The organism is Streptomyces roseofulvus, from assembly GCF_039534915.1.
GTDB lineage: Bacteria > Actinomycetota > Actinomycetes > Streptomycetales > Streptomycetaceae > Streptomyces > Streptomyces roseofulvus.
Genome location: NZ_BAAAWE010000001.1, coordinates 4,399,495 through 4,420,851, shown reverse-complemented (window position 1 = coordinate 4,420,851; position 21,357 = coordinate 4,399,495). Strand labels below are relative to the sequence as shown.

General features: G+C 70.1%; 18 protein-coding genes, 2 rRNA genes and 2 pseudogenes. 12 read left to right on the top strand and 10 right to left on the bottom strand.

What is annotated here, in order from left to right; all coding sequences use genetic code 11:
- Positions 1-62: 62 nt before the first annotated feature.
- Positions 63-1,061 (bottom strand): inorganic phosphate transporter, encoded by a 999-nt coding sequence (locus ABFY03_RS20310; RefSeq protein WP_319008855.1) that lies wholly within the window; start codon positions 1,059-1,061, stop codon positions 63-65.
- Positions 1,062-1,066: 5 nt separating this feature from the next.
- Positions 1,067-1,687, bottom strand: a complete 621-nt coding sequence (locus ABFY03_RS20305) for a DUF47 domain-containing protein (protein ID WP_189853119.1) — start codon at positions 1,685-1,687, stop codon at positions 1,067-1,069.
- Positions 1,688-1,884: 197 nt separating this feature from the next.
- Between ABFY03_RS20305 and ABFY03_RS20300 the strand changes: the two genes are divergently transcribed.
- Positions 1,885-2,238, top strand: coding sequence for a metal-sensitive transcriptional regulator (locus ABFY03_RS20300; RefSeq protein ID WP_319008854.1), 354 nt, complete (start codon positions 1,885-1,887; stop codon positions 2,236-2,238).
- 12 nt (positions 2,239-2,250) lie between these two features.
- Here the strand turns inward: ABFY03_RS20300 and ABFY03_RS20295 are convergent, their stop codons facing one another.
- Together ABFY03_RS20295 and ABFY03_RS20290 are read right to left on the bottom strand one after the other, a co-directional pair.
- A complete protein-coding gene (locus tag ABFY03_RS20295) occupies positions 2,251-2,418 on the bottom strand; it encodes a hypothetical protein (RefSeq protein WP_319008913.1) in 168 nt (55 codons plus the stop codon).
- A gap of 120 nt (positions 2,419-2,538) precedes the next feature.
- Complete coding sequence (locus tag ABFY03_RS20290) at positions 2,539-3,366, bottom strand: SCO4651 family lipoprotein (RefSeq protein WP_319008853.1); 828 nt, start codon at positions 3,364-3,366, stop codon at positions 2,539-2,541.
- An 83-nt stretch (positions 3,367-3,449) separates the two neighbouring features.
- Here ABFY03_RS20290 and ABFY03_RS20285 point away from each other — a divergent pair, with 83 nt between their 5' ends.
- Positions 3,450-3,638, top strand: coding sequence for a hypothetical protein (locus ABFY03_RS20285; RefSeq protein ID WP_319008852.1), 189 nt, complete (start codon positions 3,450-3,452; stop codon positions 3,636-3,638).
- 158 nt (positions 3,639-3,796) lie between these two features.
- On the opposite strand, the gene ABFY03_RS20280 is transcribed toward ABFY03_RS20285, so the two are convergent.
- The gene (locus tag ABFY03_RS20280; RefSeq protein WP_319012039.1) at positions 3,797-4,528 is read right to left on the bottom strand and encodes a phosphatase PAP2 family protein; all 732 of its coding nucleotides are present in this window, start codon (positions 4,526-4,528) and stop codon (positions 3,797-3,799) included.
- Positions 4,529-4,736: 208 nt separating this feature from the next.
- Positions 4,737-5,771 (bottom strand): C40 family peptidase, encoded by a 1,035-nt coding sequence (locus tag ABFY03_RS20275; RefSeq protein WP_319012050.1) that lies wholly within the window; start codon positions 5,769-5,771, stop codon positions 4,737-4,739.
- 345 nt (positions 5,772-6,116) lie between these two features.
- Between ABFY03_RS20275 and ABFY03_RS20270 the strand changes: the two genes are divergently transcribed.
- The 6 genes from ABFY03_RS20270 to ABFY03_RS20245 are packed head-to-tail and all read left to right on the top strand — an operon-like array spanning position 6,117 to position 13,059.
- The gene (locus tag ABFY03_RS20270; RefSeq protein ID WP_030495498.1) at positions 6,117-6,425 is read left to right on the top strand and encodes a hypothetical protein; all 309 of its coding nucleotides are present in this window, start codon (positions 6,117-6,119) and stop codon (positions 6,423-6,425) included.
- Between the two features lie 52 nt (positions 6,426-6,477).
- The gene (locus tag ABFY03_RS20265) at positions 6,478-7,302 is read left to right on the top strand and encodes a DUF8175 domain-containg protein (RefSeq protein ID WP_346170531.1); all 825 of its coding nucleotides are present in this window, start codon (positions 6,478-6,480) and stop codon (positions 7,300-7,302) included.
- Entirely contained in the window at positions 7,292-8,617 is a 1,326-nt protein-coding gene (locus ABFY03_RS20260; RefSeq protein WP_346170530.1) for a hypothetical protein, read from the top strand. The genes ABFY03_RS20265 and ABFY03_RS20260 overlap by 11 nt, the downstream gene beginning before the upstream one ends.
- Entirely contained in the window at positions 8,614-10,167 is a 1,554-nt protein-coding gene (locus ABFY03_RS20255; RefSeq protein ID WP_319012042.1) for an SCO6880 family protein, read from the top strand. Before ABFY03_RS20260 ends, ABFY03_RS20255 begins: the two co-directional genes overlap by 4 nt.
- Positions 10,168-10,187: 20 nt before the next feature.
- Positions 10,188-11,585, top strand: coding sequence for an ATP-binding protein (locus tag ABFY03_RS20250; RefSeq protein WP_319012043.1), 1,398 nt, complete (start codon positions 10,188-10,190; stop codon positions 11,583-11,585).
- A 1-nt stretch (position 11,586) separates the two neighbouring features.
- Entirely contained in the window at positions 11,587-13,059 is a 1,473-nt protein-coding gene (locus ABFY03_RS20245; RefSeq protein WP_346170529.1) for a type IV secretory system conjugative DNA transfer family protein, read from the top strand.
- On the opposite strand, the pseudogene ABFY03_RS20240 reads toward ABFY03_RS20245, so the two are convergent.
- Positions 13,056-13,517, bottom strand: a pseudogene (locus ABFY03_RS20240) (GNAT family N-acetyltransferase); the annotation flags it as partial. The gene ABFY03_RS20245 and the pseudogene ABFY03_RS20240 overlap by 4 nt on opposite strands.
- Positions 13,518-13,664: 147 nt before the next feature.
- Positions 13,665-14,204 (bottom strand): annotated as a pseudogene (locus tag ABFY03_RS20235) (GNAT family N-acetyltransferase); the annotation flags it as partial.
- A 145-nt stretch (positions 14,205-14,349) separates the two neighbouring features.
- Here ABFY03_RS20235 and ABFY03_RS20230 point away from each other — a divergent pair.
- Genes ABFY03_RS20230 through ABFY03_RS20215 form a run of 4 tightly spaced genes read left to right on the top strand, consistent with a single transcriptional unit; the run spans position 14,350 to position 17,969 of the window.
- Positions 14,350-15,255, top strand: a complete 906-nt coding sequence (locus ABFY03_RS20230) for an ABC transporter ATP-binding protein (RefSeq protein ID WP_346170528.1) — start codon at positions 14,350-14,352, stop codon at positions 15,253-15,255.
- Positions 15,252-16,049 carry an ABC transporter permease gene (locus tag ABFY03_RS20225; protein ID WP_346170527.1) on the top strand — a complete coding sequence of 266 codons (798 nt, stop codon included), beginning with the start codon at positions 15,252-15,254 and terminating at the stop codon, positions 16,047-16,049. The genes ABFY03_RS20230 and ABFY03_RS20225 overlap by 4 nt, the downstream gene beginning before the upstream one ends.
- 31 nt (positions 16,050-16,080) lie before the next feature.
- The gene (locus ABFY03_RS20220; RefSeq protein WP_346170526.1) at positions 16,081-17,310 is read left to right on the top strand and encodes a sensor histidine kinase; all 1,230 of its coding nucleotides are present in this window, start codon (positions 16,081-16,083) and stop codon (positions 17,308-17,310) included.
- Positions 17,307-17,969, top strand: a complete 663-nt coding sequence (locus ABFY03_RS20215) for a response regulator (protein ID WP_346170525.1) — start codon at positions 17,307-17,309, stop codon at positions 17,967-17,969. The genes ABFY03_RS20220 and ABFY03_RS20215 overlap by 4 nt, the downstream gene beginning before the upstream one ends.
- 50 nt (positions 17,970-18,019) lie before the next feature.
- Here the strand turns inward: ABFY03_RS20215 and rrf are convergent.
- Together rrf and ABFY03_RS20205 are read right to left on the bottom strand one after the other, a co-directional pair.
- A 5S ribosomal RNA gene (rrf, locus tag ABFY03_RS20210) occupies positions 18,020-18,136 on the bottom strand.
- A gap of 72 nt (positions 18,137-18,208) precedes the next feature.
- Positions 18,209-21,324, bottom strand: a 23S ribosomal RNA gene (locus ABFY03_RS20205).
- Positions 21,325-21,357: the final 33 nt, after the last annotated feature.

Here is a 21,357-nt window from a genome sequence, read left to right as displayed (position 1 = left end):
TGATGCTGCATCCCCCGGGAGACGACCCCCGGAGCCCCGGCAATGCCGACCGGCACCGCTCGTCAGCCGAAGAACAGCTGCACCACGTAGAAGCTCAACGCCGCGACGATCGCCGCCGCCGGCATGGTGATGAACCAGCCGAGGATGATGTTCTTGGCGACGCCCCAGCGGACCGCGTTGACCCGCTTCGTCGCGCCGACGCCCATGATCGCGGAGGTGATGACGTGCGTCGTCGAGATCGGCGCGTGGAAGAGGAACGCCGAGCCGAACATGATCGACGCGCCGGTCGTCTCCGCCGCGAAGCCCTGCGGCGGGTCCAGCTCGATGATCTTGCGGCCCAGCGTCCGCATGATGCGCCAGCCGCCCGCGTACGTACCCAGCGAGAGCATCACGGCGCAGGCGATCTTCACCCAGATCGGGATCTCGTCGCCCTGCTGCTGCACGTCCGCGATGACCAGCGCCATCACCACGATGCCCATCGTCTTCTGGGCGTCCTGGAGACCGTGGCCGAGCGCCATGCCGGCCGCCGACACCGTCTGCGCGATGCGGAAGCCGCGCTTGGCCTTGTGCGGGTTGGCCTTGCGGAAGATCCACATGATCGCGCACATGACCAGGTAACCGGCGAGCAGGCCGACGACCGGCGAGATGAACATCGGGATGACGACCTTGTCCAGGACGCCGCCCCACAGCACCTCGGTGCCACCGGCCAGCGCCGCGCCCACCATGCCGCCGAACAGGGCGTGCGAGGAGGAGGACGGCAGACCGAAGTACCAGGTGATCAGGTTCCAGATGATCGCGCCGACGAGCGCGGCGAAGAGGATGCCCATCCCCTTGTCGCCGGTCGGCGTCTCGATGAGCCCCTCGGAGACCGTCTTGGCGACCCCGCTGCCCATGAAGGCACCGGCGAGGTTCATGACCGCCGCCATCGCGAGCGCCGCGCGCGGGGTCAGCGCCCGCGTCGACACCGAGGTGGCGATCGCGTTGGCCGAGTCGTGGAAGCCGTTCGTATACGTGAAGCCGAGCGCGACGCCGATGGTCACGATCAGGGCGAAGGTGTCCACGAAGCTCAGGACTCCTTGACCGCGATGGTCTCCACCGTGTTCGCCACGTGCTCGAAGGCGTCGGCCGCCTCCTCCAGCACATCCACGACCTGCTTCAGCTTCAGCACCTCGATGGCGTCGTACTTGCCGTTGAAGAGGTGGGCGAGCAGCTTGCGGTGGATCTGGTCGGCCTGGTTCTCCAGCCGGTTGACCTCGATCCAGTACTCGGTGAGGTTGGCCATCGTGCGCAGGTTCGGCATCGCCTCGGCGGTCAGCTCGGCCGCCCGGGCCAGGACCTCGATCTGCTGCTCGACGCCCTTGGGCAGTTCCTCGATGTTGTAGAGGACGACCAGGTCGACGGCCTCCTCCATGAAGTCCATGATGTCGTCGAGGGACGACGCGAGGGAGTAGATGTCCTCACGGTCGAACGGCGTGATGAAGGAGGAGTTCAGCTGGTGGAAGATCGCGTGGGTGGCGTCGTCGCCGGCGTGCTCCGCTGCCCGCATCCGCTCCGCGATCTCGGCCCGGGCGGAGACGTCCGCTCCGAGCAGTTCCATCAGGAGCTTCGAGCCCGTGACGATGTTGTCCGCGGAGGCGGCGAACATGTCGTAGAAGCTCGTCTCCCTGGGGGTCAGACGAAATCGCACGTGAGGTCCTCGGGGTGCTGGGTTTCGGTCAGGCTGATGCTAGGCGCATCATCCGGCCACGGCTAACCGGCGTCCTCTCAGTGTCGCCCATCAGGCACAGTGATCTGCACGAGACCCCCGCCCCCCAAACGGCGGGGATCGGTACCATATACCCACGAGGGGTATACACCCCCTTATCTGGACAACGGGAGGACGCGATGACGACCACCGAGGCGGACCAGGTCACCCCCCAGGCCGTCGAAACCGTCGAGCCGGCCGACCACGCCCACGGGGTGCACGGCTACCACAAGCAGAAGGACGAGCACCTCAAGCGGCTGCGGCGGATCGAGGGCCAGATCCGAGGTCTCCAGCGGATGGTCGACGAGGACGTCTACTGCATCGACATACTCACCCAGGTCTCGGCCTCCACGAAGGCGCTGCAGTCCTTCGCCCTCCAGCTTCTGGAGGAGCACCTGCGGCACTGCGTGGCCGACGCGGCGAGCAGCGGCGGCGACCTCGACGCCAAGGTCGAGGAGGCCACCAAGGCGATCGGCCGGATGCTCCGCACCTGAGCGGCCGGCGGGCTATCGGCCGGCCGGTTCGACCCGGAGGACCTCGTCGATCAGGTCGGCGCTGAGCCGCTCCCCGTCCGCTGCCGAGGCGGCGATGATCAGCTCGCCGCACAGCTCTATCTCGGCAAGGGCGACGCGGTCGGGGTCAGCGGTCGCTGTCGCGGTACCGGGGGGAGCCACGCGCATTCACCTCTTCCTGCCGGAGTCGGTGTCCCAGCGTAGGGATCGCGCCACGGACCGCGCATGACACGGACGGACCATTTGGCGATGGTCCGAACCACGCGCCGGGTCCGGCGGGCGTCAGACGTCGACCTTCCCGGCGTAGATGTCCCGCCCGTCCGGCAGAGTCACCGTCACCCGGGTCCCGAAGCCGTACAGCAGGGTCGTCGAGGCGACGGCGACCGTGCGCCCCTGGTTGCTGAAGCTGAACTGGTGGCGGACCTTGCGCAGCCGGCCCTCGCCGTCGAGGTACGCGTCGAAGGGCACCGCGTCCGTGGTGAACCCTTTCGCCGCCGCGGCGAGCGCGCCCCGCAGCTGCGGCGCGGCCAGCTTCGCCGCCGCGCCGATGTCGGCGACGCCCCGGTAGTGCCGCACCCGCACCCCCGCGAGCTCGGTCTCCCCCACGTACGTGACGTCCCGCGCCCCGCGCAGCAGCTCGGCCGCCGCGCCCGGGTCGGTGGCCCCACCGGTGACCAGGTTGCCGTCGTCGAGGGTGGTGGTGTCGACCCGCACCCACTTGTCGGCGGGGACGCCGGCGCCGCGGTTCTTCATGTAGAGGGCGCCGGGGGTGAGCAGCTCGGTGATCGGCCGGTGCGCGCTGGTGCCGGCCGCGTCCTTGGGGAGGACCACGCGGAGCCGTCCGGTGCGGCTGCGGAAGTCGTAACCGCCCTCGCCGCGGATGGTGACGCGGGTGCCGCCGGCGGCCATCTCCATCGCGGTCGACGCCTTGGAGGTGCCGGCGCGGACCAGGGCGTCGGCGGCGCCCCGCACGGCGCCGGCCGGGTCCGGCGGCTGCTCGGGGTCCTGGGGGGCGGCACAACCGGTGACCGCCGCGGCGACCAGGGACGCGGTGACGGCGAGCGCTCCGCCGCCGATCCCGCGCGGACGCCCGTACCGCTGCACCACCATCGCCCGTCGACCCCCAAAAGCCTGGATTCCCGATGCGGATAACGACGGCACGGGCGAGCCGTCACGCGCAGTACGGTGGGGGCGTGCATGAGCAGTCCGCGACCGGCCCGCACCACACGACGACGACGGAGCGCGGTTCCTTCGCCGTGGCCCGCTGCACCTGCGGGTGGGCGGGACCGGCCCGCCGCTCCCGCGACCGCGCCCGCACCGACGCCGCCGACCACATCGGCGCGACCGACGACCGGGACGCACGAGCCCAGGGACGGCCCTAGGCCGTCTCTTCCGGATCATGCCGGGCTCGCGACGCCTGGCACGCACCCTCGCGGCGTTGTCGTCGGTCGCCGACGCTCCGCGTCGGCTCCCTCCTCCGCCTTGCGAGCGCACGCACCAGACGCCGCTCCCTGATCCGGCCTGATCCGAAAGAAACGACCTAGGCGGCGAGGCCCTTCTCGTCGCGGCCGTCGTCGGCGGGGCCGCCGAGGCGGGGTTCCGGGATGCCGACCGTCTCGGGGCGGACGGCGGCGGGGGCGTCGGCCCGGCGGGAGCGGACCAGCCACCCGCCGCGGCGCGAGCGCGCGACGGCGGAGACCAGCGGGGTCAGCAGCGCCAGGGTCAGCGGGGCGAGGAGCAGCGCCACGGCCGTACCGAGGGCGAGGCCGCCGACGACGTCGGTCGGGTAGTGGACGCCCATGTAGACGCGGGCGAAGCCCTCGGCGAGGGCGAGGCCGATGGCGGCCAGGCCGAAGCGGCGGTGGGCGACGAAGACGGCGACGGCGATCGCCATCGCCATGGTGGCGTGGTCGCTGACGAAGGAGTAGTCGGTCTTCCCGTCGACCAGGACCTCCAGGCCGTCGTGGTCCACGAATGGGCGGGGGCGTTCGACGAAGCCGCGGATGGGGATGTTCACCAGGAGGGCGACGCCGGCCGCGAGCGGGGCCCAGACGAGGGCGGCGACGGCGGTGACGGAGTCCGCCGGGGTGCCGCGGCGGCGGACGCTCCACCAGCACCAGAGCACCACGAGGACCATCGCGAGCATGATCCCGTACTCGCCGGTGAACTCCATGACCCGGTCGAACCAGGCGGGGGCGTCCTTGGCCAGCCCGTTGATGTCGTACAGCAGGCCGACATCGGGACTGGAACCGTCCGACGCGAGTTCAGCCATCTGCCGCGGCCCCTTGCTCTCTCGTGTGCCGGGCTCTGTGGTGTGCCGGGCTGCCAACCCCCGTGGTCGGACATGGTGGGGAACGAACCCGCTGAGGCAGGCGTTCCGCAATCCCCCGTGGATCATGATGACGTTACCGAAGAGTGACGCTCCCTCGCAGCTCAGGGCCTGTACCTGACGGAGAGTTCCGGCCAGTCGGTCCGTCAGATCACGCCTGGGCCCCGGCGGGACGGGTGGGCAGGGCGGCGGCCCCGTCCTTGGTGACGCGGGTCGCGCCGAAGTAGTCGGGCGTGTCGATCCGGGTGAAGCGGATCACCGCGCCCGTCCGCGGCGCGTCGATCATGTAGCCGCCGCCCACGTAGATGCCCACGTGCCGGATCGCCCGAGAGTTCGTCAGGTCGTCGGAGAAGAAGACCAGGTCACCGGGGAGCAGCTCGTCGCGGCGCGGGTGCGGACCGGCGTTGTACTGGTCGTTCGCCACGCGCGGCAGCTCGATCCCCACCTCACGGTACGCAGCCTGGGTCAGCCCCGAGCAGTCGAACCGCCCGCCCTGCGCCGCCGTACCGGTCCCGCCCCACAGATAGGGCGTGCCCAGCTTGCTCTGCGCGAAGTGGATCGCGCCGGCCGCCTGCTGCGAGGGCGCCACCCGGCCCTGCGGGCGGGCGAAGCTCTTCTCCAGGGACCGGATGATCCGCACGTAGTTCTGCGTCTCGCTGTACGGCGGGACGCCCCGGTACTTGATGACGGCGTAGGCGCCCGCGTTGTACGCGGCCAGCATGTTGCTAGCCGGGTCGCCGGGCACCTTCCGCACGTATCCGGCCAGGGCGCAGTCGTACGAGGCCGCCGAGGGGATCGCGTCCTGCGGGTCCCAGATGTCCTTGTCGCCGTCGCCGTCGCCGTCGACGCCGTGGCTGGCCCAGGTGCCGGGGATGAACTGCGCGATGCCCCGGGCGTTCGCCGGCGACACCGCGCGCGGGTTCCAGCCGCTCTCCTGGTACAGCTGCGCCGCGAGGAGCGCCGGGTTGATGGCCGGGCAGAGATTGCCCCAGCGCTGGACGAGGCCCTGGTACGCCGTCGGCACCGCGCCCTTGGCCAGCGCCACCGTGCCGGTCGCCGCCGAGCCCGCGCCGCCGAGGAAGCCGGCCGCCGCCGCGTACGTACCGACCAGCAACAGGGCCAGGAAGCCGACGCAGACCCCGAAGGCCCCGCCGCCCAGCAGCCACGCCTTGCCCGCCCTACGCACCGTCAACCACCCCTCGGCTCCTGGCAGTACGCCCCGGGACGCCAGTCTAGGCGGGGCGCCCTCCCCTGGGGACGGCGCGTGCCCGACGCGGCCCCAAGAGTGCAACAACGACAATCATTGCCCGGAGTCACCCTCCGTGATACACAGAGTGACCATACGCTTCTTCGCATGGAATCCGGTCGAACCGCCGCAGGTCAAGACGGTCGAACCGGTCACATGTACGGGGATCGGGTAAAGAGAGCCGCCAAGCCGTCACACGCGAGCGGTTTCATCAGCGAAGATAGTGGCGATGACCCATGCCGTCCGGCAGGGGTGACCAACAACCCGACAGGGGCGGTGAGTTATATGTACCTGGCGGCCGAGAAGGGCGACATCACCACCATCATCGGTGGAATCGCCCCCAACTGGGGTCCTTTCGGGAGCCTGGGCGCCGAAGCGAAGATCATGATCGAGGTCGTGATGGCCGTGGCCATCCTGCTCTGCCTCGGCATCGCCATCTGGGGCGCGGCCAAGCAGCGCATCGGCGCGACCGCGCTCCGCGACACCTTCAGCGCCGAACAGGGCAAGGGCCTGATCGTCGCCGGCCTCACCGGCGTCTTCATCATCGGCTCCCTCGGAACCCTCTTCACCATCGTCTACGGAATGGCGATCTGACCGCACGTCACCTGCGGTCCCACCCACGAACGAACGAGGGGGCGTACCCGGCATGAGTCCCGGCGACGAGCACGACGGCTACGGCGGCTCGGGCCAGACCCGTACCCGCCTGCCCGAGGGCAACACCGGTGACGTCCACGGCGGCACCCGCCGCCCCGCCCGCGGCTCCCGCTCCCTGCTCATGGCCGTGGGCGTGGTCGTGCTGCTCGTCGCCGCCATCGCCTTCGCCAACCGCGGCGGCGGCGGGCCGGAAGGCACGTCCCCCTCCACCGGCACCCCCGGCAAGGCCGCCACCGCCCCCACCGGCACCCGCCCGGTCACCGGCCACGACGGCACCGTCCCCACCGGCTACGCCCACGACGAACAAGGCGCCCAGAGCGCCGCCGCCAACTACGCGACGGCCCTCGGCTCCACGGACATGTACCAGAAGGGCCCCCGCGAGGCCCTGGTACGAGCGGTGTACGCGCCCGAGGTCGTCGACGCCCGCGTCGCCGACCTCGACAAGGGATACGGCGACAAGGCGCTCCTCGGCCGCATCGGCCTCCAGGAGGACGGCACGGCTCCCCAGGGGCTCACCTTCGTCTCCCGAGTCACCCCGGTAGGTGCCAAGGTCGAGAGCTACTCCTCGGACCGGGCCACGGTCTCGATCTGGTCCTCGTCCCTCTTCGGCCTCGCCGGCGAGGCCTCTCAGAACCCGGTCACCGAGGCCTGGTACACCGACGTGTTCGAACTGCGCTGGGTCGACGGCGACTGGAAGGTCGTCGACTCCCGCCAGACTGACGGACCGGTACCGGTCGCGCGTGACCAGCGTGCCTCCAGCGCTCAGGACATGGCGGACGCCGTCGAACAGTTCGGAGGCTTCACCTATGCCCGGTAGGCCTTTCTCCCTCGGTGCCAGGGCCATCGCAGTACTGGCCGCGGCCCAGACCGCCTTGGTGGTCCTCGCGGACCGCGCCCTCGCGGCGCCCACCCCCACCCCGTCTCCGTCACGGACTGCCGACAGCTCCTGCGCGCTGCTCCGCGACCGAGCCAGGGAGTTCTGCGAAGGCCGAGCCCCCGGCGGAGGTGGTGGAGACGGATCCGCTCCCGCCCTCAACGACCCCGCCTCCGCCCTCGACCCGCTTTCCTCCCTCGCACGCGGGTGCGCCGACGCCGCCGGCGCGGTGATCGACTACCTCTCCAAGGCCGTGAAGGAGACCGCCGAGGTCGACTTCACGAACACCGAGTTCCTCGCCCGGTACGCCGTCGTCTTCGCCGCCGCCACCTTCCTCACCCTCCTCCTCTGGCTGCTCGCCGTCGCCAAGCGCGCCATGCGCGGCGTGCCGCTCACCACCGCCTTCTCCGAGGCCATCGGCTTCCTCTGGCTGACCGTCCTCGCCTCCGCCTTCACCCCGCTGATCCTCTACACCGTCGTCAACGCCACCGACGCCGTCACCGAGGTCATCGCCTCCGGCACCGGGCAGCAGACCGACGTCTTCTTCGGCGCGTTCAAGCAGGCCCTCCAGAAGGGCGACAGCATCAGCGGCGGACCGATCATGCTGATCATCGTCAGCCTGGTCACCGTCCTCGCCGCCGGCGTGCTCTACCTGGAGCTCTTCCTCCGCGCCGTGCTCCTCTACGTCGGCGCCCTCCTCGGCGTCGTCGTCTACTCCGGCCTCGTCGACAAGAACATGTGGGGCCACGTCCGCCGCTGGGCCGGCATCATGATCGCCGTCATCCTGGTCAAGCCGATCATCGTGATCGTCCTCGGCCTCGCCGGCGCCCTCTCCTCCGGCACCGGACCCGACTCCTTCTCCGCCGTCGTCTCCGGCCTCGCGATCATCCTGCTCGCCATCTTCGCCTCCGCGATGATCTACCGCTTCGTGCCCGGCTTCGGCGACGAGATCGTCGCCTCCCGCAACAACCGCCTCCACCGCGCCGGGGAGAACGCGGCCGCGGCCGTCATCTCCTCCCCCGCCTCCCTCGTCTCCCAGGGCATCAAGACCCACAGCACCCGCGACAGCGGCACCGGCGGCGGCCAGGCACCCTCCTCCGCCGCCCCCCGCCCCGCGAACCAGCTCTCCGGCGGCGTCGCGGCCCACAGCAGCCGCACCCCCCAGGGCAACGGCGCCACGCCCCCGCCCCGCAGCAGCAGCCCCACCGCGGGAACCCCGCACAGCAACCGCAAGAACTCTGGAGGTGCAGGGCGTTGACGACCCAGTCCCAGCCGGTCACGCCCCGCCGCACGTATCTCATCGGCCGCGCCCGGCCGAACGCGATCGTCGGCAAGAACCGCGAGACCGGCGAGATCGCCCTGATCGTCGCCGGCGCCTTCCTCGGCATGATGAGCGGGCTCCTCATCCCCCTCCTCCCCCTGCGGATCGCGCTCCTCGCCGGCCTGCCCATGCTCGCCATCGCCGCCGTGTACCTCCCGTACAAGCAGCGCACCTTCTACAAGTGGTTCGAGATCAACCGCAGCTACAAGCGCATGCTCAAGCGCGGCACCGCCTACCGCTCCGCCGCCGTCGAGGCCGGCACCCGCCTCGACGGCCGCGAGGTCGAGGTCGGCCCGCCGCCCGGCATCGGCCGCGTCAGCTGGCTCTCCGCCCCCTTCGGCCCCGACGAGATCGCCGTCCTGCTGCACGCCGACCGCCGCACCGTCACCGCCGCCATCGAGATCGAGGGCCCCGGCGTCGGCCTTCGCGACTCCGAGGACCAGGAAGCCCTCGTCGACCGGTTCGGCACCCTCCTCAAGCACGTCGCGAACGGCGACGGCTTCGTCACCCGCCTCCAGATGCTGGCCCGCACCCTCCCCGCCGACCCCGACGCCCACGCCAAGGACGTCGCCCAGCGCGGTGACCCGACCGCGCCCGCCTGGCTCCAGGAGTCGTACGACCAGCTCCAGTCCATGGTCTCCACCTCCAGCGAGCAGCACCGCGCCTACCTCGTCGCCTGCATGCACTACACGCGCGAACTCGCCGCCGAGGCCAACGCCATGGCCCACGCCGCCCGGCACGCCACCGGCGCCCGCCGCCTCGACCGCGACGGCGGCCTCGCCGTCGTCATGGCCCGCGAGCTCACCGACATCTGCGCCCGCCTCACCGAGGCCGACATCCGGGTCCGCCAGCCCCTCGGCCAGTCCCGGCTCGCCTCCCTGGTCCACTCCATGTACGACCCGGACCACCCGATCGACCACATCCAGGCCATGACGAAACGAAACGCTTGGCCCGCCGAACTCGACGCCATGGAGGCCACCTACCTCCAGGCCAAGACCCGCGAGTCCTCCACCCGCGCCCCCTGGTGCCACGCCACCGCCTGGGTCAAGGAGTGGCCCATGACCCCGGTCGGCGTGAACTTCCTCGCCCCGCTCCTCGTCCACACCCCCGACGTCATCCGCACCGTCGCCGTCACCATGGACCTGGAGCCCACCGAGGTCGCGATCGAGCGCATGCTCACCGAGAAGACCAACGACGAGGCCGAGGCGTCCCGCCAGGCCAAGATGAACCGCACCGTCGACCCCCGCGACATCGCCGCCCACGGCCGGCTCGACCAGCGGGGTGAAGATCTCGCCAGCGGCGCGGCAGGCGTCAACCTCGTCGGGTACATCACCGTATCGGCGCGCTCGCCCGAGGCCCTGGCCCGCGACAAGCGCACGATCAGGGCCTCCGCCGGCAAGTCGTACCTCAAGCTGGAGTGGTGCGACCGCGAGCACCACCGGGCCTTTGTGAACACCCTGCCGTTCGCGACCGGCATCCGCCGCTAGGGCCGAAGGGGCACCGACCGATGCGAGATCCGCTGTCCGTCCTGACCGAAGCCTTCACCTCCTTCGTCCTCGGCAAGGTGGAGACCACCCGCCTGCCCGTGCGCACCTCCACCGGGCAGGCCCAGGCCGTCTACCTGCCGACCGCGGCCCCCGGCCTCGGCGACTCCGGCGTGATCATCGGCCGCGAGGTCTACAGCGGCAAGGGCTACGTCTACGACCCCTTCCAGCTGTACGGGCAGCAGCTCCCCGCCCCCCACTGGCTCGTCCTCGGCGAGTCCGGCAACGGCAAGTCCGCGCTCGAGAAGACGTACGTGCTCCGCCAGCTCCGCTTCCGCGACCGGCAGGTCGTCGTCCTCGACGCCCAGGGCGAGGACGGCGTCGGCGAGTGGAACCTGATCGCCCAGGAGCTGGGGATAACCCCCATCCGCCTGGACCCCATGGTCGCCAACGACTCCGGGATCCGCCTCAACCCGCTCGACCCCGCCATCACCACCACCGGCCAGCTCGCCCTGCTGCGCACCATCATCGAGGTGGCGATGGGGCACGGCCTCGACGAGCGCTCCGGCTTCGCGCTGAAGGTCGCCCACGCCCACGTCAACGAGCACATCACCGACCGCCAGCCGATCCTCACCGACATCGTGGAGCGCCTGCGCCACCCGGAGGCCGAGTCGGCGGAGGCGATGAACGTCGACATAGACGACGTACGGGCCTGGGGCCTGGACGTCGCCCTGGTGCTCGACCGTCTCGTCGACGGCGACCTGCGCGGCATGTTCGACGGTCCGACCACGGTCGGCATCGACCTCGACGCGCCCCTGATCGTCTTCGACCTCTCCCACATCGACCGCAACTCCATCGCCATGCCCATCCTCATGGCGATCGTCGGCGTATGGCTGGAGCACACCTGGATCCGCCCCGACCGGAAGAAGCGCATCTTCCTCGTCGAGGAGGCCTGGCACATCATCAACAGCCCCTTCGTGGCCCAGCTGTTCCAGCGCCTGCTCAAGTTCGGCCGCCGCCTCGGCCTGTCCTTCGTCGCGGTCGTCCACCACCTCTCCGACGTCGTCGACGGAGCGGCGGCCAAGGAGGCCGCGGCGATCCTCAAGATGGCGTCGACCCGGACCGTCTACGCCCAGAAGGCCGACGAGGCCCGCAACACCGGCCGGGTCCTCGGCCTGCCCCGCTGGGCCGTCGAGATCATCCCGACCCTCACCCCCGGCATCGCCGTCTGGGACGTCAACGGCAACGTGCAGGTGGTCAAGCACCTCATCACCGAACGGGAACGCCCGCTCGTCTACACCGACCGCGCCATGACCGAGTCCTCCGGCCCCGCCGACCCGGAGCTGGAGTGGGAGACGGAGCAGCGCGCGCTGATGATGGAGCGCCAGCTGGACGACAACCCCCGGTCGACGGTGGCGTGACGTGACCGAGGCACGGCAGAGGCAGGGCGGCGTCTCCGACGGGTTCCTGATCGGGCTCTTCGCCCTGGTCCTGGGCGCCTCCCTGCTCGTCTGGTCCGCGACCGGCCTGGCGGGGCTGCTCGCGCACGGCGCCTGGCCGGACGGGGTGGAGCTCACCCGCACCCCGCCGGCCCTCCGCGCCCTGGCCACCGCCCCGACCGACCTCGCGGCGGCCTGGCCGGACACCCCGCCGGACCAGCTCTCCGGCTACGGCCTCTTCTGGGGCCTGGTCATCGGCCAGGCGATGGTCCTCGCCGTCCTCGCCGTCTTCCTCCTCGGCACCTTCGCCCGCTGGCGGGCGGTCCGCGCGCAACGCAGGGCGGGGGCGTACGCGCCGCCGGCCGGCCCGGCCCCGGAGCCCGGCCCCGTACCCCTCCAGAAGCCCCTCCAGAACACCCCGGCACCGGCACCGGCCCCCGAGCCGCAGATCCCGCCGCAGACCGCCCAGGAACAGACACAGCGGCAGCCACGGCGGCAGCCCGAGCCCCCCGCGCCGGTGCCGGCAGCGGCACCGGAACCCGGCGCCGTCTACGGCCCGCCCGAGACCCGCCGCCCCCTCGCCGTCCAGGCCGTGGGCGACGCCGAGGGCCCCGTCCTGGTCGTCACATCCGACCCCACCGTCTGGGCCGACACCAAGGACGTCCGCGGCAAGCTCGGCCCGGTCCTCGTCTACGACCCCGGCCACCTCTGCGACACCCCGGCCCGCCTCCACTGGTCCCCGGTCGAGGAGTGCGCCGACCCGGACGCCGCCCAGGCCCGCGCCGCCGCGCTGCTCGCCCCGGTCCGCCCGCACGCGCGGCTCGACGCGGCCACGGCCGACACCGCCGAAACGCTCCTGCGCTGCTGGCTGCACGCCGCCGCCGTGGACGGCCGCCCGTTCCGCCAGGTCCACCGCTGGGCCCAGGGCACCGACGCCCACGAGCCGGTACGCATCCTCCGCGGCCACCCCAAGGCCGCCTCCGGCCTCGCCGGCCTGCTCGAAGCGGCCCTCACCGCCCACCCCGAGACCCGGCGCCTGGCCCAGGAACTGACGGCCCGCGCGTTCTCCGCCTTCTCCTCCGTCCACATCCGCGAGGCGTGCACCCCGAATCGAACGGATTCGCTGGCCCTGGCATCTTTCCTCGCCGAAGGGGGCACCCTCTACGTGGTGGGCGAGCCGATCGAGGATCCGCGCACCCACCCGGGCGCGATGCCCCTCCTCACCGCGCTCGCGTCGCACGTGGTCGAGCACGGCCGCCGCATGGCCGCACGGTCATCCGACGGTCGGCTCGACCCACCACTGACGCTGGTCCTCGACGACGTCGCCGCCGTCGCCCCGCTCCCCCAGCTGCCGGCCCTGCTCACCGACGGCCCGAACCGCGGCCTGCCCACCCTGGCCCTGATGCGCTCCCCCGAACAGGCCCGCACCCGCTGGCCCGAGCGCTCCCTCCGCTAGGCCGTCTCCTTCGGACCAGGCCGGGCGGGCCGCTCCCGCACGTACTCCAGGTCGTGCGGCTCGCCCGAGCCGACCGTGTCCGCCCGGCCCCCGGTCGCCACGAAGCCGAGACGCCGGTACGCGGCCGCCGCCCGGACGTTCTCCTCGTGCACGTACAACCGCGCCCGCTCGATGCCCTCGTCCCGCGCCCACGCCCACGCCAGGGCGGTCTCGAACAGCGCGTCCACCAGGCCGCCGCCGCGCGCCTCGGGACGGACGTACACCCCCACCACGTCGACCTGCGGCACCGTCACCTCGTCGCCGAACAGGCTCTTCCCGTCCTCGGGCAGCTCCACGAACAACGTCACCGTGCCCGCCCAGCGCCCGTCCGGCGCCTCCGCCACGAACTGCCGGATCCGGCCGCCCCGGTCCTCCGAGCCGCCCTCGGCCCGCTCCTGCCAGAAGGCGTCCGGACGTGTCTCCGCCTCCTCGTACGACTCCACGAAGGCGAGCGGCGCCAGCGGGTCCCGCAGCGCCGCCAGCCGCAGCTCGCGCACCTGCTCCCACTCGCCGGAGCGGATCGCCCGGACCACGTGCCCGCCGGTCCGGGCCGCCGACGCCGGCAGCAGCTCGTACTCGACCTCGTACGCGCCCGTGTCCCCCGGCACCGGGACCCGCTCGCCGGACGGGACGAAGCCGAAGCGGCGGTAGAAGGCGGCGGCGCGGGCGTTCTCCTCGTGCACGTACAGCCGGACGCGCTCGACGCCCGCCACGCTCCACGACCACTCCACGGCCGCCCGGAACAGCGCGTCGATCACGCCGCCGCCGCGCGCCTCGGGCCGCACGTAGACGCCCACCAGATGGGTCTGGTCGACCTTCGCCGGCTCCCCGAACCGCACCTCGTCCGTGGGCCGTTCGACGAGCACCGTGACCGTACCGAGCCACCGCCCGTCGGGCGCCTCGGCGACGAACTGCCGGATCCGCCCCGCGCCGGTCGTGGAGCCGTTGGCCGTCCGCTCCTTCCAGAAGTCGTCCGGACGCGCGACGGCGTCCTCGTGGGTCTCCAGGAAGGCGAGGTGCGCGACGGGGTCGCGAAGCGCGGCGAGCCGCAGCTCGCGCACCTTCTCCCACTCGTCGGCCAGGACGGTGCGGATCTCGAGGTTCATGCGGCATCCTCACCCGCCACCGCTCTCCCCCACAAGGGAGATTCGCAGCTCGAGGACGTGCGTGGTACCCCGGTACGACACCGCCCGGCCCGCTGCCGACCACGGTCGGACGCCCGCGGCCCGCCCGCTCCGTAGCGTCGGAACCATGATCCGAGCAGAGCGACTCACCAAGCGGTACGGCGACCGCACCGTCCTCCGGGACCTCTCGTTCACCGTCCGGCCCGGCACCGTCACCGGCTTCCTCGGCCCCAACGGCGCCGGCAAGTCCACCACCCTGCGCATGATCCTCGGCCTCGACGCCCCGACCGCCGGCACCGCGACCGTCGACGGCCGCGCGTACGCCGCCCATCCGGCGCCGCTCACCCAGGTCGGCGCCCTCCTCGACGCCCGCTCCTTCCACCCGGGCCGCACCGCCTTCCACCACCTCATGGCGCTCGCCCACACCCACGGCATCCCGAAGTCCCGCGTCGAGCACGTCCTCGGCGTCACCGGCCTCAGCGAGGTCGCCGGCCGCCGCGTGAAGGGCTTCTCGCTCGGCATGGGGCAGCGCCTCGGCATCGCCGCCGCCCTCCTCGGCGACCCGGCCGCCGTCGTCCTCGACGAGCCCGTCAACGGCCTCGACCCGGAGGGCGTCCGCTGGGTCCGCACCCTCCTCAGGGAGCTGGCCGCCGAGGGCCGCACGGTCCTCGTCTCCTCGCACCTGATGAGCGAGATGGCCCTGACCGCCGACCGGCTCGTCGTCATCGGCAAGGGCCGGCTGCTCGCCGACACCACCGTCGCCGACCTCGTCCGGGACGCGGGCGCCGCCTCCGTCCTCGTCGTCTCCCCCGACGCCGACCGCCTCCGCGCCCTCCTCCCGGCACCCGCCCGCACCACCGACGAGGGCCCCGGCGCCCTCCGGGTCACGGGACTGGACGCGCCCGCGATCGGCCGGATCGCCGCCGCCCACGCCGTCGAACTCCACGCCCTCACCCCCGAGACCGCCTCCCTGGAGCAGGCGTTCATGGACCTCACCCACGACTCCGTCGAGTACCAGGGAGCCCCCGCGTGACCACCGCCACCGGCACCACCGCCGCCGTCCGCCTCACGCACGCGCGCGTGCTCCGCTCCGAGTGGCACAAGCTGTGGACGCTCCGCTCGACCTGGATCACGCTCCTGACCTCGGTCGCCCTGGTCCTCGGGGTCGGCGTCCTGATGGGCACCACGTACACCTCCGACGGCGGCGACTCGGACGTCGACACCGTCGTCCTCACCCTCTTCGGCTCGCAGCTGGGCGGCGTCTGCCTCGCCGTCCTCGGCATCCTGGTCACCGCCGGCGAGTACTCCTCCGGTCTCGCCCGGGCCACCTTCACCGCCGTCCCCCGGCGGCTCCCGGTGCTGGGGGCGAAGGCCGCGGTCCTCGCCGCCACCGTCTTCGTCCTCTGCCTGGCCACCAACCTGACGACCTTCCTCACCGCCCAGGTCTTCCTCGGCGGCACCGACCAGGCCGCCTCCCTCACCGACGACGGCGTCCTCGGCGCCCTCGCCGGCAACGCGGCCGGCCTCACCCTGCTCGCGCTCCTCGCCCTCGGCCTGGGCGCCGCGCTCCGCTCGGTGCCCGGCGCGCTCGGCGCCTTCATCGGCGGCGTCCTGGTCCTCCCCGAGGTCATCGGGATGCTCCCGTACGACGCCGTCGACACCGCCCTGCGCTACTTCCCCACCCAGGCCGCCGGCGTCCTCGGCTCGGCGACGCCGCTCCCGGACGCCCCCTCCGCCGGGGCGGCCCTGCTCGCCCTCGCCCTGTGGGCCGCGGCGGCCCTCGCGGTTCCCGCGCTGCTGCTCCGACGCCAGGACGTGCGGGGCTGAGGGCGGGCCCGAGGACGGGGATGATGACGACGTGACGACGGAGACGACGGCACCCAGCCGGTGGACACAGCAACTCACCGCCCGCGTCCGGGCGGTGGACGCGGCCCGCCCCTGGCTCTGGGACGGCCTGCTGACGCTCGGCTGGACGACCGCCGCCCTGGTGGACGCGGCGGGCGGCTGGCGGAACGTGGCCCGGGACCCCTCGCTCCCCTCCGGCCTGATCGTCCTCCTCAGCCTGGCCCTCTCCCTCCCCCTGTACGCGCGCCGCCGCCGGCCCACCACGGTCCTCGCCCTGATGGCGCCGGCGGCCCTCGTCAGCGAGGCGTCGGGCGCCTTCCTCCAGGCCGCGTTCCTCCAGGCGCTGCCGCTCTTCCACATCGCCCTGACCCGCCCGCCGCGCCGCCTCCTGGGGGCCTTCGCCCTCCTGGTACCGCCGGTGCTGGTCGGCGGCCTCCGCTTCGACGGCGACGAGTGGGACCAGCACGTGGTCCCGATCCTGTGGGCGTACGTGATCGTCGCCCTGCTCGGCATCACGGTCCGCTCCCGCCGCGACCACACCGCGAGCCTGGTGGACCGGGCCCGTCGGCTGGAGATCGAGCGGGACCAGGAGGTCCGGCTGGCGGCCGCGGCCGAACGGGCGCGGATCGCCCGCGAGATGCACGACATCATCGGCCACAACCTCTCGGTCATCACCGGCCTCGCGGACGGCGGCCGGTACGCGGCGGCGAAGAGCCCCGAGCGGGCCGCGCAGGCCCTGGACGCGATCGGCACCACGAGCCGCCAGGCCCTGGACGAACTCCGGCGCCTGCTGGGCGTCCTGTCCGCCCCCGACGACGCCCCGTCCGCCGCGGCCCGCACCCCCCAGCCGACCCTGGAGGACCTGGAGTCCCTCCTGGAGGGCGTACGGAAGGCGGGCCTGCCCGTCGCCGCGGAGCTGCCGGCCCCGCTGCCGCCGCTGCCGCCGGGCGCCCAGCTGACCGTCTACCGGGTGATCCAGGAGTCCCTGACGAACACCCTCAAGCACGCGGGCCCGGGGGCGAGCGCCACCGTCCGCGTGGCGGCCGCCCCGGACGCCCTCCTCGTCACCGTCACGGACACCGGAACCCCGTCCGCCGCCCCCGGGCAGGGCCAGGGCCTCACCGGAATGCGCGAGCGCGCGGCCCTGTACGACGGCACACTCGACTCCGGCCCCCTGCCGGACGGCGCCGGCTGGCAGGTACGGCTCCGCATCCCCACCACTCCGGAGGAACACCGCCCGTGACGACGGTTCTGATCGCCGACGACCAGCCGATGCAGCGCTTCGGCTTCCGCATGCTCCTGGAGAGCCAGGACGACATGACGGTCGTCGGAGAAGCCGCCAACGGCACCGAGGCCGTCCGCCAGGTCGCCGCCCACCATCCCGACGTGGTCCTGATGGACATCCGCATGCCGGGCCTGGACGGCATCGAGGCCACCCGCCGCATCATCGCCGCGGGCGCCCGCACCCGCGTCCTCATCATCACGACGTTCGACCTCGACGAGTACGCCTACGACGGCCTCCGCGCCGGCGCGAGCGGCTTCCTGGTGAAGGACGCCCAGCCGGAGGAACTCCTGGCCGGCGTCCGCGCGGTCGCCGTCGGCGACGCGGTCGTCGCGCCCAGCCTCACCCGCCGCCTCCTCGACACCTACATCCACCACCTGCCCGCCGCCGGCACCCCCGCCCCGGAGGACCCCCGCCTGACCGCCCTGACGGAGCGCGAACGCGAGATCCTCACGGTCATCGGCCAAGGCTGGACCAACACGGAGATCGCCGAACGCCTGCACCTCGCGGAATCCACGGTGAAGACCCACGTCGGCCGCATCCTGGCCAAGACCGGAGCGAGGGACCGCGTCCAGGCGGTCATCCTGGCCTACGACACCCACCTGGTGAAGCCGGCCTAGAACGCAGAAAAGCCCCGCACCAGAAGGTGCGGGGCTTTCCCACAATGATTGTTCGGCGGCGTCCTACTCTCCCACAGGGTCCCCCCTGCAGTACCATCGGCGCTGAAAGGCTTAGCTTCCGGGTTCGGAATGTAACCGGGCGTTTCCCTAACGCTATGACCACCGAAACACTATGAAGTTGAACTCAACCGGCATGGGAGTTCGTTACTTCAGAACTAACACAGTGGACGCGAGCAACTGAGGACAAGCCCTCGGCCTATTAGTACCGGTCAGCTCCACCCATTACTGGGCTTCCACATCCGGCCTATCAACCCAGTCGTCTACTGGGAGCCTTACCCTCTCAAGGAGGTGGGAATACTCATCTCGAAGCAGGCTTCCCGCTTAGATGCTTTCAGCGGTTATCCCTCCCGAACGTAGCCAACCAGCCATGCCCTTGGCAGGACAACTGGCACACCAGAGGTTCGTCCGTCCCGGTCCTCTCGTACTAGGGACAGCCCTTCTCAATATTCCTACGCGCACAGCGGATAGGGACCGAACTGTCTCACGACGTTCTAAACCCAGCTCGCGTACCGCTTTAATGGGCGAACAGCCCAACCCTTGGGACCGACTCCAGCCCCAGGATGCGACGAGCCGACATCGAGGTGCCAAACCATCCCGTCGATATGGACTCTTGGGGAAGATCAGCCTGTTATCCCCGGGGTACCTTTTATCCGTTGAGCGACGGCGCTTCCACAAGCCACCGCCGGATCACTAGTCCCGACTTTCGTCCCTGCTCGACCCGTCGGTCTCACAGTCAAGCTCCCTTGTGCACTTACACTCAACACCTGATTGCCAACCAGGCTGAGGGAACCTTTGGGCGCCTCCGTTACCCTTTGGGAGGCAACCGCCCCAGTTAAACTACCCATCAGACACTGTCCCTGATCCGGATCACGGACCCAGGTTAGACATCCAGCACGACCAGAGTGGTATTTCAACGGCGACTCCACAACCACTGGCGTGGCTGCTTCAAAGTCTCCCACCTATCCTACACAAGCCGAACCGAACACCAATATCAAACTGTAGTAAAGGTCCCGGGGTCTTTCCGTCCTGCTGCGCGAAACGAGCATCTTTACTCGTAGTGCAATTTCACCGGGCCTATGGTTGAGACAGTCGAGAAGTCGTTACGCCATTCGTGCAGGTCGGAACTTACCCGACAAGGAATTTCGCTACCTTAGGATGGTTATAGTTACCACCGCCGTTTACTGGCGCTTAAGTTCTCAGCTTCGCAACCCCGAAAGGTCACTAACCGGTCCCCTTAACGTTCCAGCACCGGGCAGGCGTCAGTCCGTATACATCGCCTTACGGCTTCGCACGGACCTGTGTTTTTAGTAAACAGTCGCTTCTCGCTGGTCTCTGCGGCCACCCCCAGCTCACGGAGTAAATCCGATCACCAGGCGTGGCCCCCCTTCTCCCGAAGTTACGGGGGCATTTTGCCGAGTTCCTTAACCATAGTTCACCCGAACGCCTCGGTATTCTCTACCTGACCACCTGAGTCGGTTTAGGGTACGGGCCGCCATGAAACTCGCTAGAGGCTTTTCTCGACAGCATAGGATCATCCACTTCACCACAATCGGCTCGGCATCAGGTCTCAGGCTTAATGTGTGACGGATTTGCCTATCACACGCCCTACACCCTTACCCCGGGACAACCACCGCCCGGGCTGGACTACCTTCCTGCGTCACCCCATCGCTTACCTACTACCACCTTGGTTCGCCGGCTCCACCACTTTCCTTTCCCCGAAGGGTCCGGAACGGCTTCACGGGCTTAGCATTAATGGGCTCGATATTGGGCGTTTCAAAGCGGGTACCGGAATATCAACCGGTTGTCCATCGACTACGCCTGTCGGCCTCGCCTTAGGTCCCGACTTACCCTGGGCAGATCAGCTTGACCCAGGAACCCTTAGTCAATCGGCGCACACGTTTCTCACGTGTGTATCGCTACTCATGCCTGCATTCTCACTCGTGAACCGTCCACAACTCGCTTCCGCGGCTGCTTCACCCGGCACACGACGCTCCCCTACCCATCACAGTCCCCGTTGGGGGTATGTACTGCAATGACACGACTTCGGCGGTACGCTTGAGCCCCGCTACATTGTCGGCGCGGAATCACTTGACCAGTGAGCTATTACGCACTCTTTCAAGGGTGGCTGCTTCTAAGCCAACCTCCTGGTTGTCTCTGCGACTCCACATCCTTTCCCACTTAGCGTACGCTTAGGGGCCTTAGTCGATGCTCTGGGCTGTTTCCCTCTCGACCATGGAGCTTATCCCCCACAGTCTCACTGCCGTGCTCTCACTTACCGGCATTCGGAGTTTGGCTAAGGTCAGTAACCCGGTAGGGCCCATCGCCTATCCAGTGCTCTACCTCCGGCAAGAAACACACGACGCTGCACCTAAATGCATTTCGGGGAGAACCAGCTATCACGGAGTTTGATTGGCCTTTCACCCCTAACCACAGGTCATCCCCCAGGTTTTCAACCCTGGTGGGTTCGGTCCTCCACGAAGTCTTACCTCCGCTTCAACCTGCCCATGGCTAGATCACTCCGCTTCGGGTCTTGAGCGTGCTACTGAAACGCCCTATTCGGACTCGCTTTCGCTACGGCTTCCCCACACGGGTTAACCTCGCAACACACCGCAAACTCGCAGGCTCATTCTTCAAAAGGCACGCAGTCACGAGGATCCGAAGATCCCGACGCTCCCACGGCTTGTAGGCACACGGTTTCAGGTACTATTTCACTCCGCTCCCGCGGTACTTTTCACCATTCCCTCACGGTACTATCCGCTATCGGTCACCAGGGAATATTTAGGCTTAGCGGGTGGTCCCGCCAGATTCACACGGGATTTCTCGGGCCCCGTGCTACTTGGGTGTCTCTCAAACGAGCCGTACAGATTTCGTCTACGGGGGTCTTACCCTCTACGCCGGACCTTTCGCATGTCCTTCGACTATCCATACGGTTTCTGACTCGTCCTGTCGCCGGCAGACGACAGAAGAGAGATCCCACAACCCCGCATGCGCAACCCCTGCCGGGTATCACACGCATACGGTTTGGCCTCATCCGGTTTCGCTCGCCACTACTCCCGGAATCACGGTTGTTTTCTCTTCCTGAGGGTACTGAGATGTTTCACTTCCCCTCGTTCCCTCCACACTGCCTATGTGTTCAGCAGTGGGTGACAGCCCATGACGACTGCCGGGTTTCCCCATTCGGAAACCCCCGGATCAAAGCCTGGTTGACGACTCCCCGGGGACTATCGCGGCCTCCCACGTCCTTCATCGGTTCCTGGTGCCAAGGCATCCACCGTGCGCCCTTAAAAACTTGGCCACAGATGCTCGCGTCCACTGTGTAGTTCTCAAG

Coding starts and splice junctions, on each gene's coding strand:
- ABFY03_RS20300 (WP_319008854.1), top strand. CDS start 1,885: ATGACGACCACCGAGGCGGACCAGGTCACCCCCCAGGCCGTCGAAACC.
- ABFY03_RS20290 (WP_319008853.1), bottom strand. CDS start 3,366: ATGGTGGTGCAGCGGTACGGGCGTCCGCGCGGGATCGGCGGCGGAGCG.
- ABFY03_RS20280 (WP_319012039.1), bottom strand. CDS start 4,528: ATGGCTGAACTCGCGTCGGACGGTTCCAGTCCCGATGTCGGCCTGCTG.
- ABFY03_RS20270 (WP_030495498.1), top strand. CDS start 6,117: ATGTACCTGGCGGCCGAGAAGGGCGACATCACCACCATCATCGGTGGA.
- ABFY03_RS20265 (WP_346170531.1), top strand. CDS start 6,478: ATGAGTCCCGGCGACGAGCACGACGGCTACGGCGGCTCGGGCCAGACC.
- ABFY03_RS20260 (WP_346170530.1), top strand. CDS start 7,292: ATGCCCGGTAGGCCTTTCTCCCTCGGTGCCAGGGCCATCGCAGTACTG.
- ABFY03_RS20250 (WP_319012043.1), top strand. CDS start 10,188: ATGCGAGATCCGCTGTCCGTCCTGACCGAAGCCTTCACCTCCTTCGTC.
- ABFY03_RS20230 (WP_346170528.1), top strand. CDS start 14,350: ATGATCCGAGCAGAGCGACTCACCAAGCGGTACGGCGACCGCACCGTC.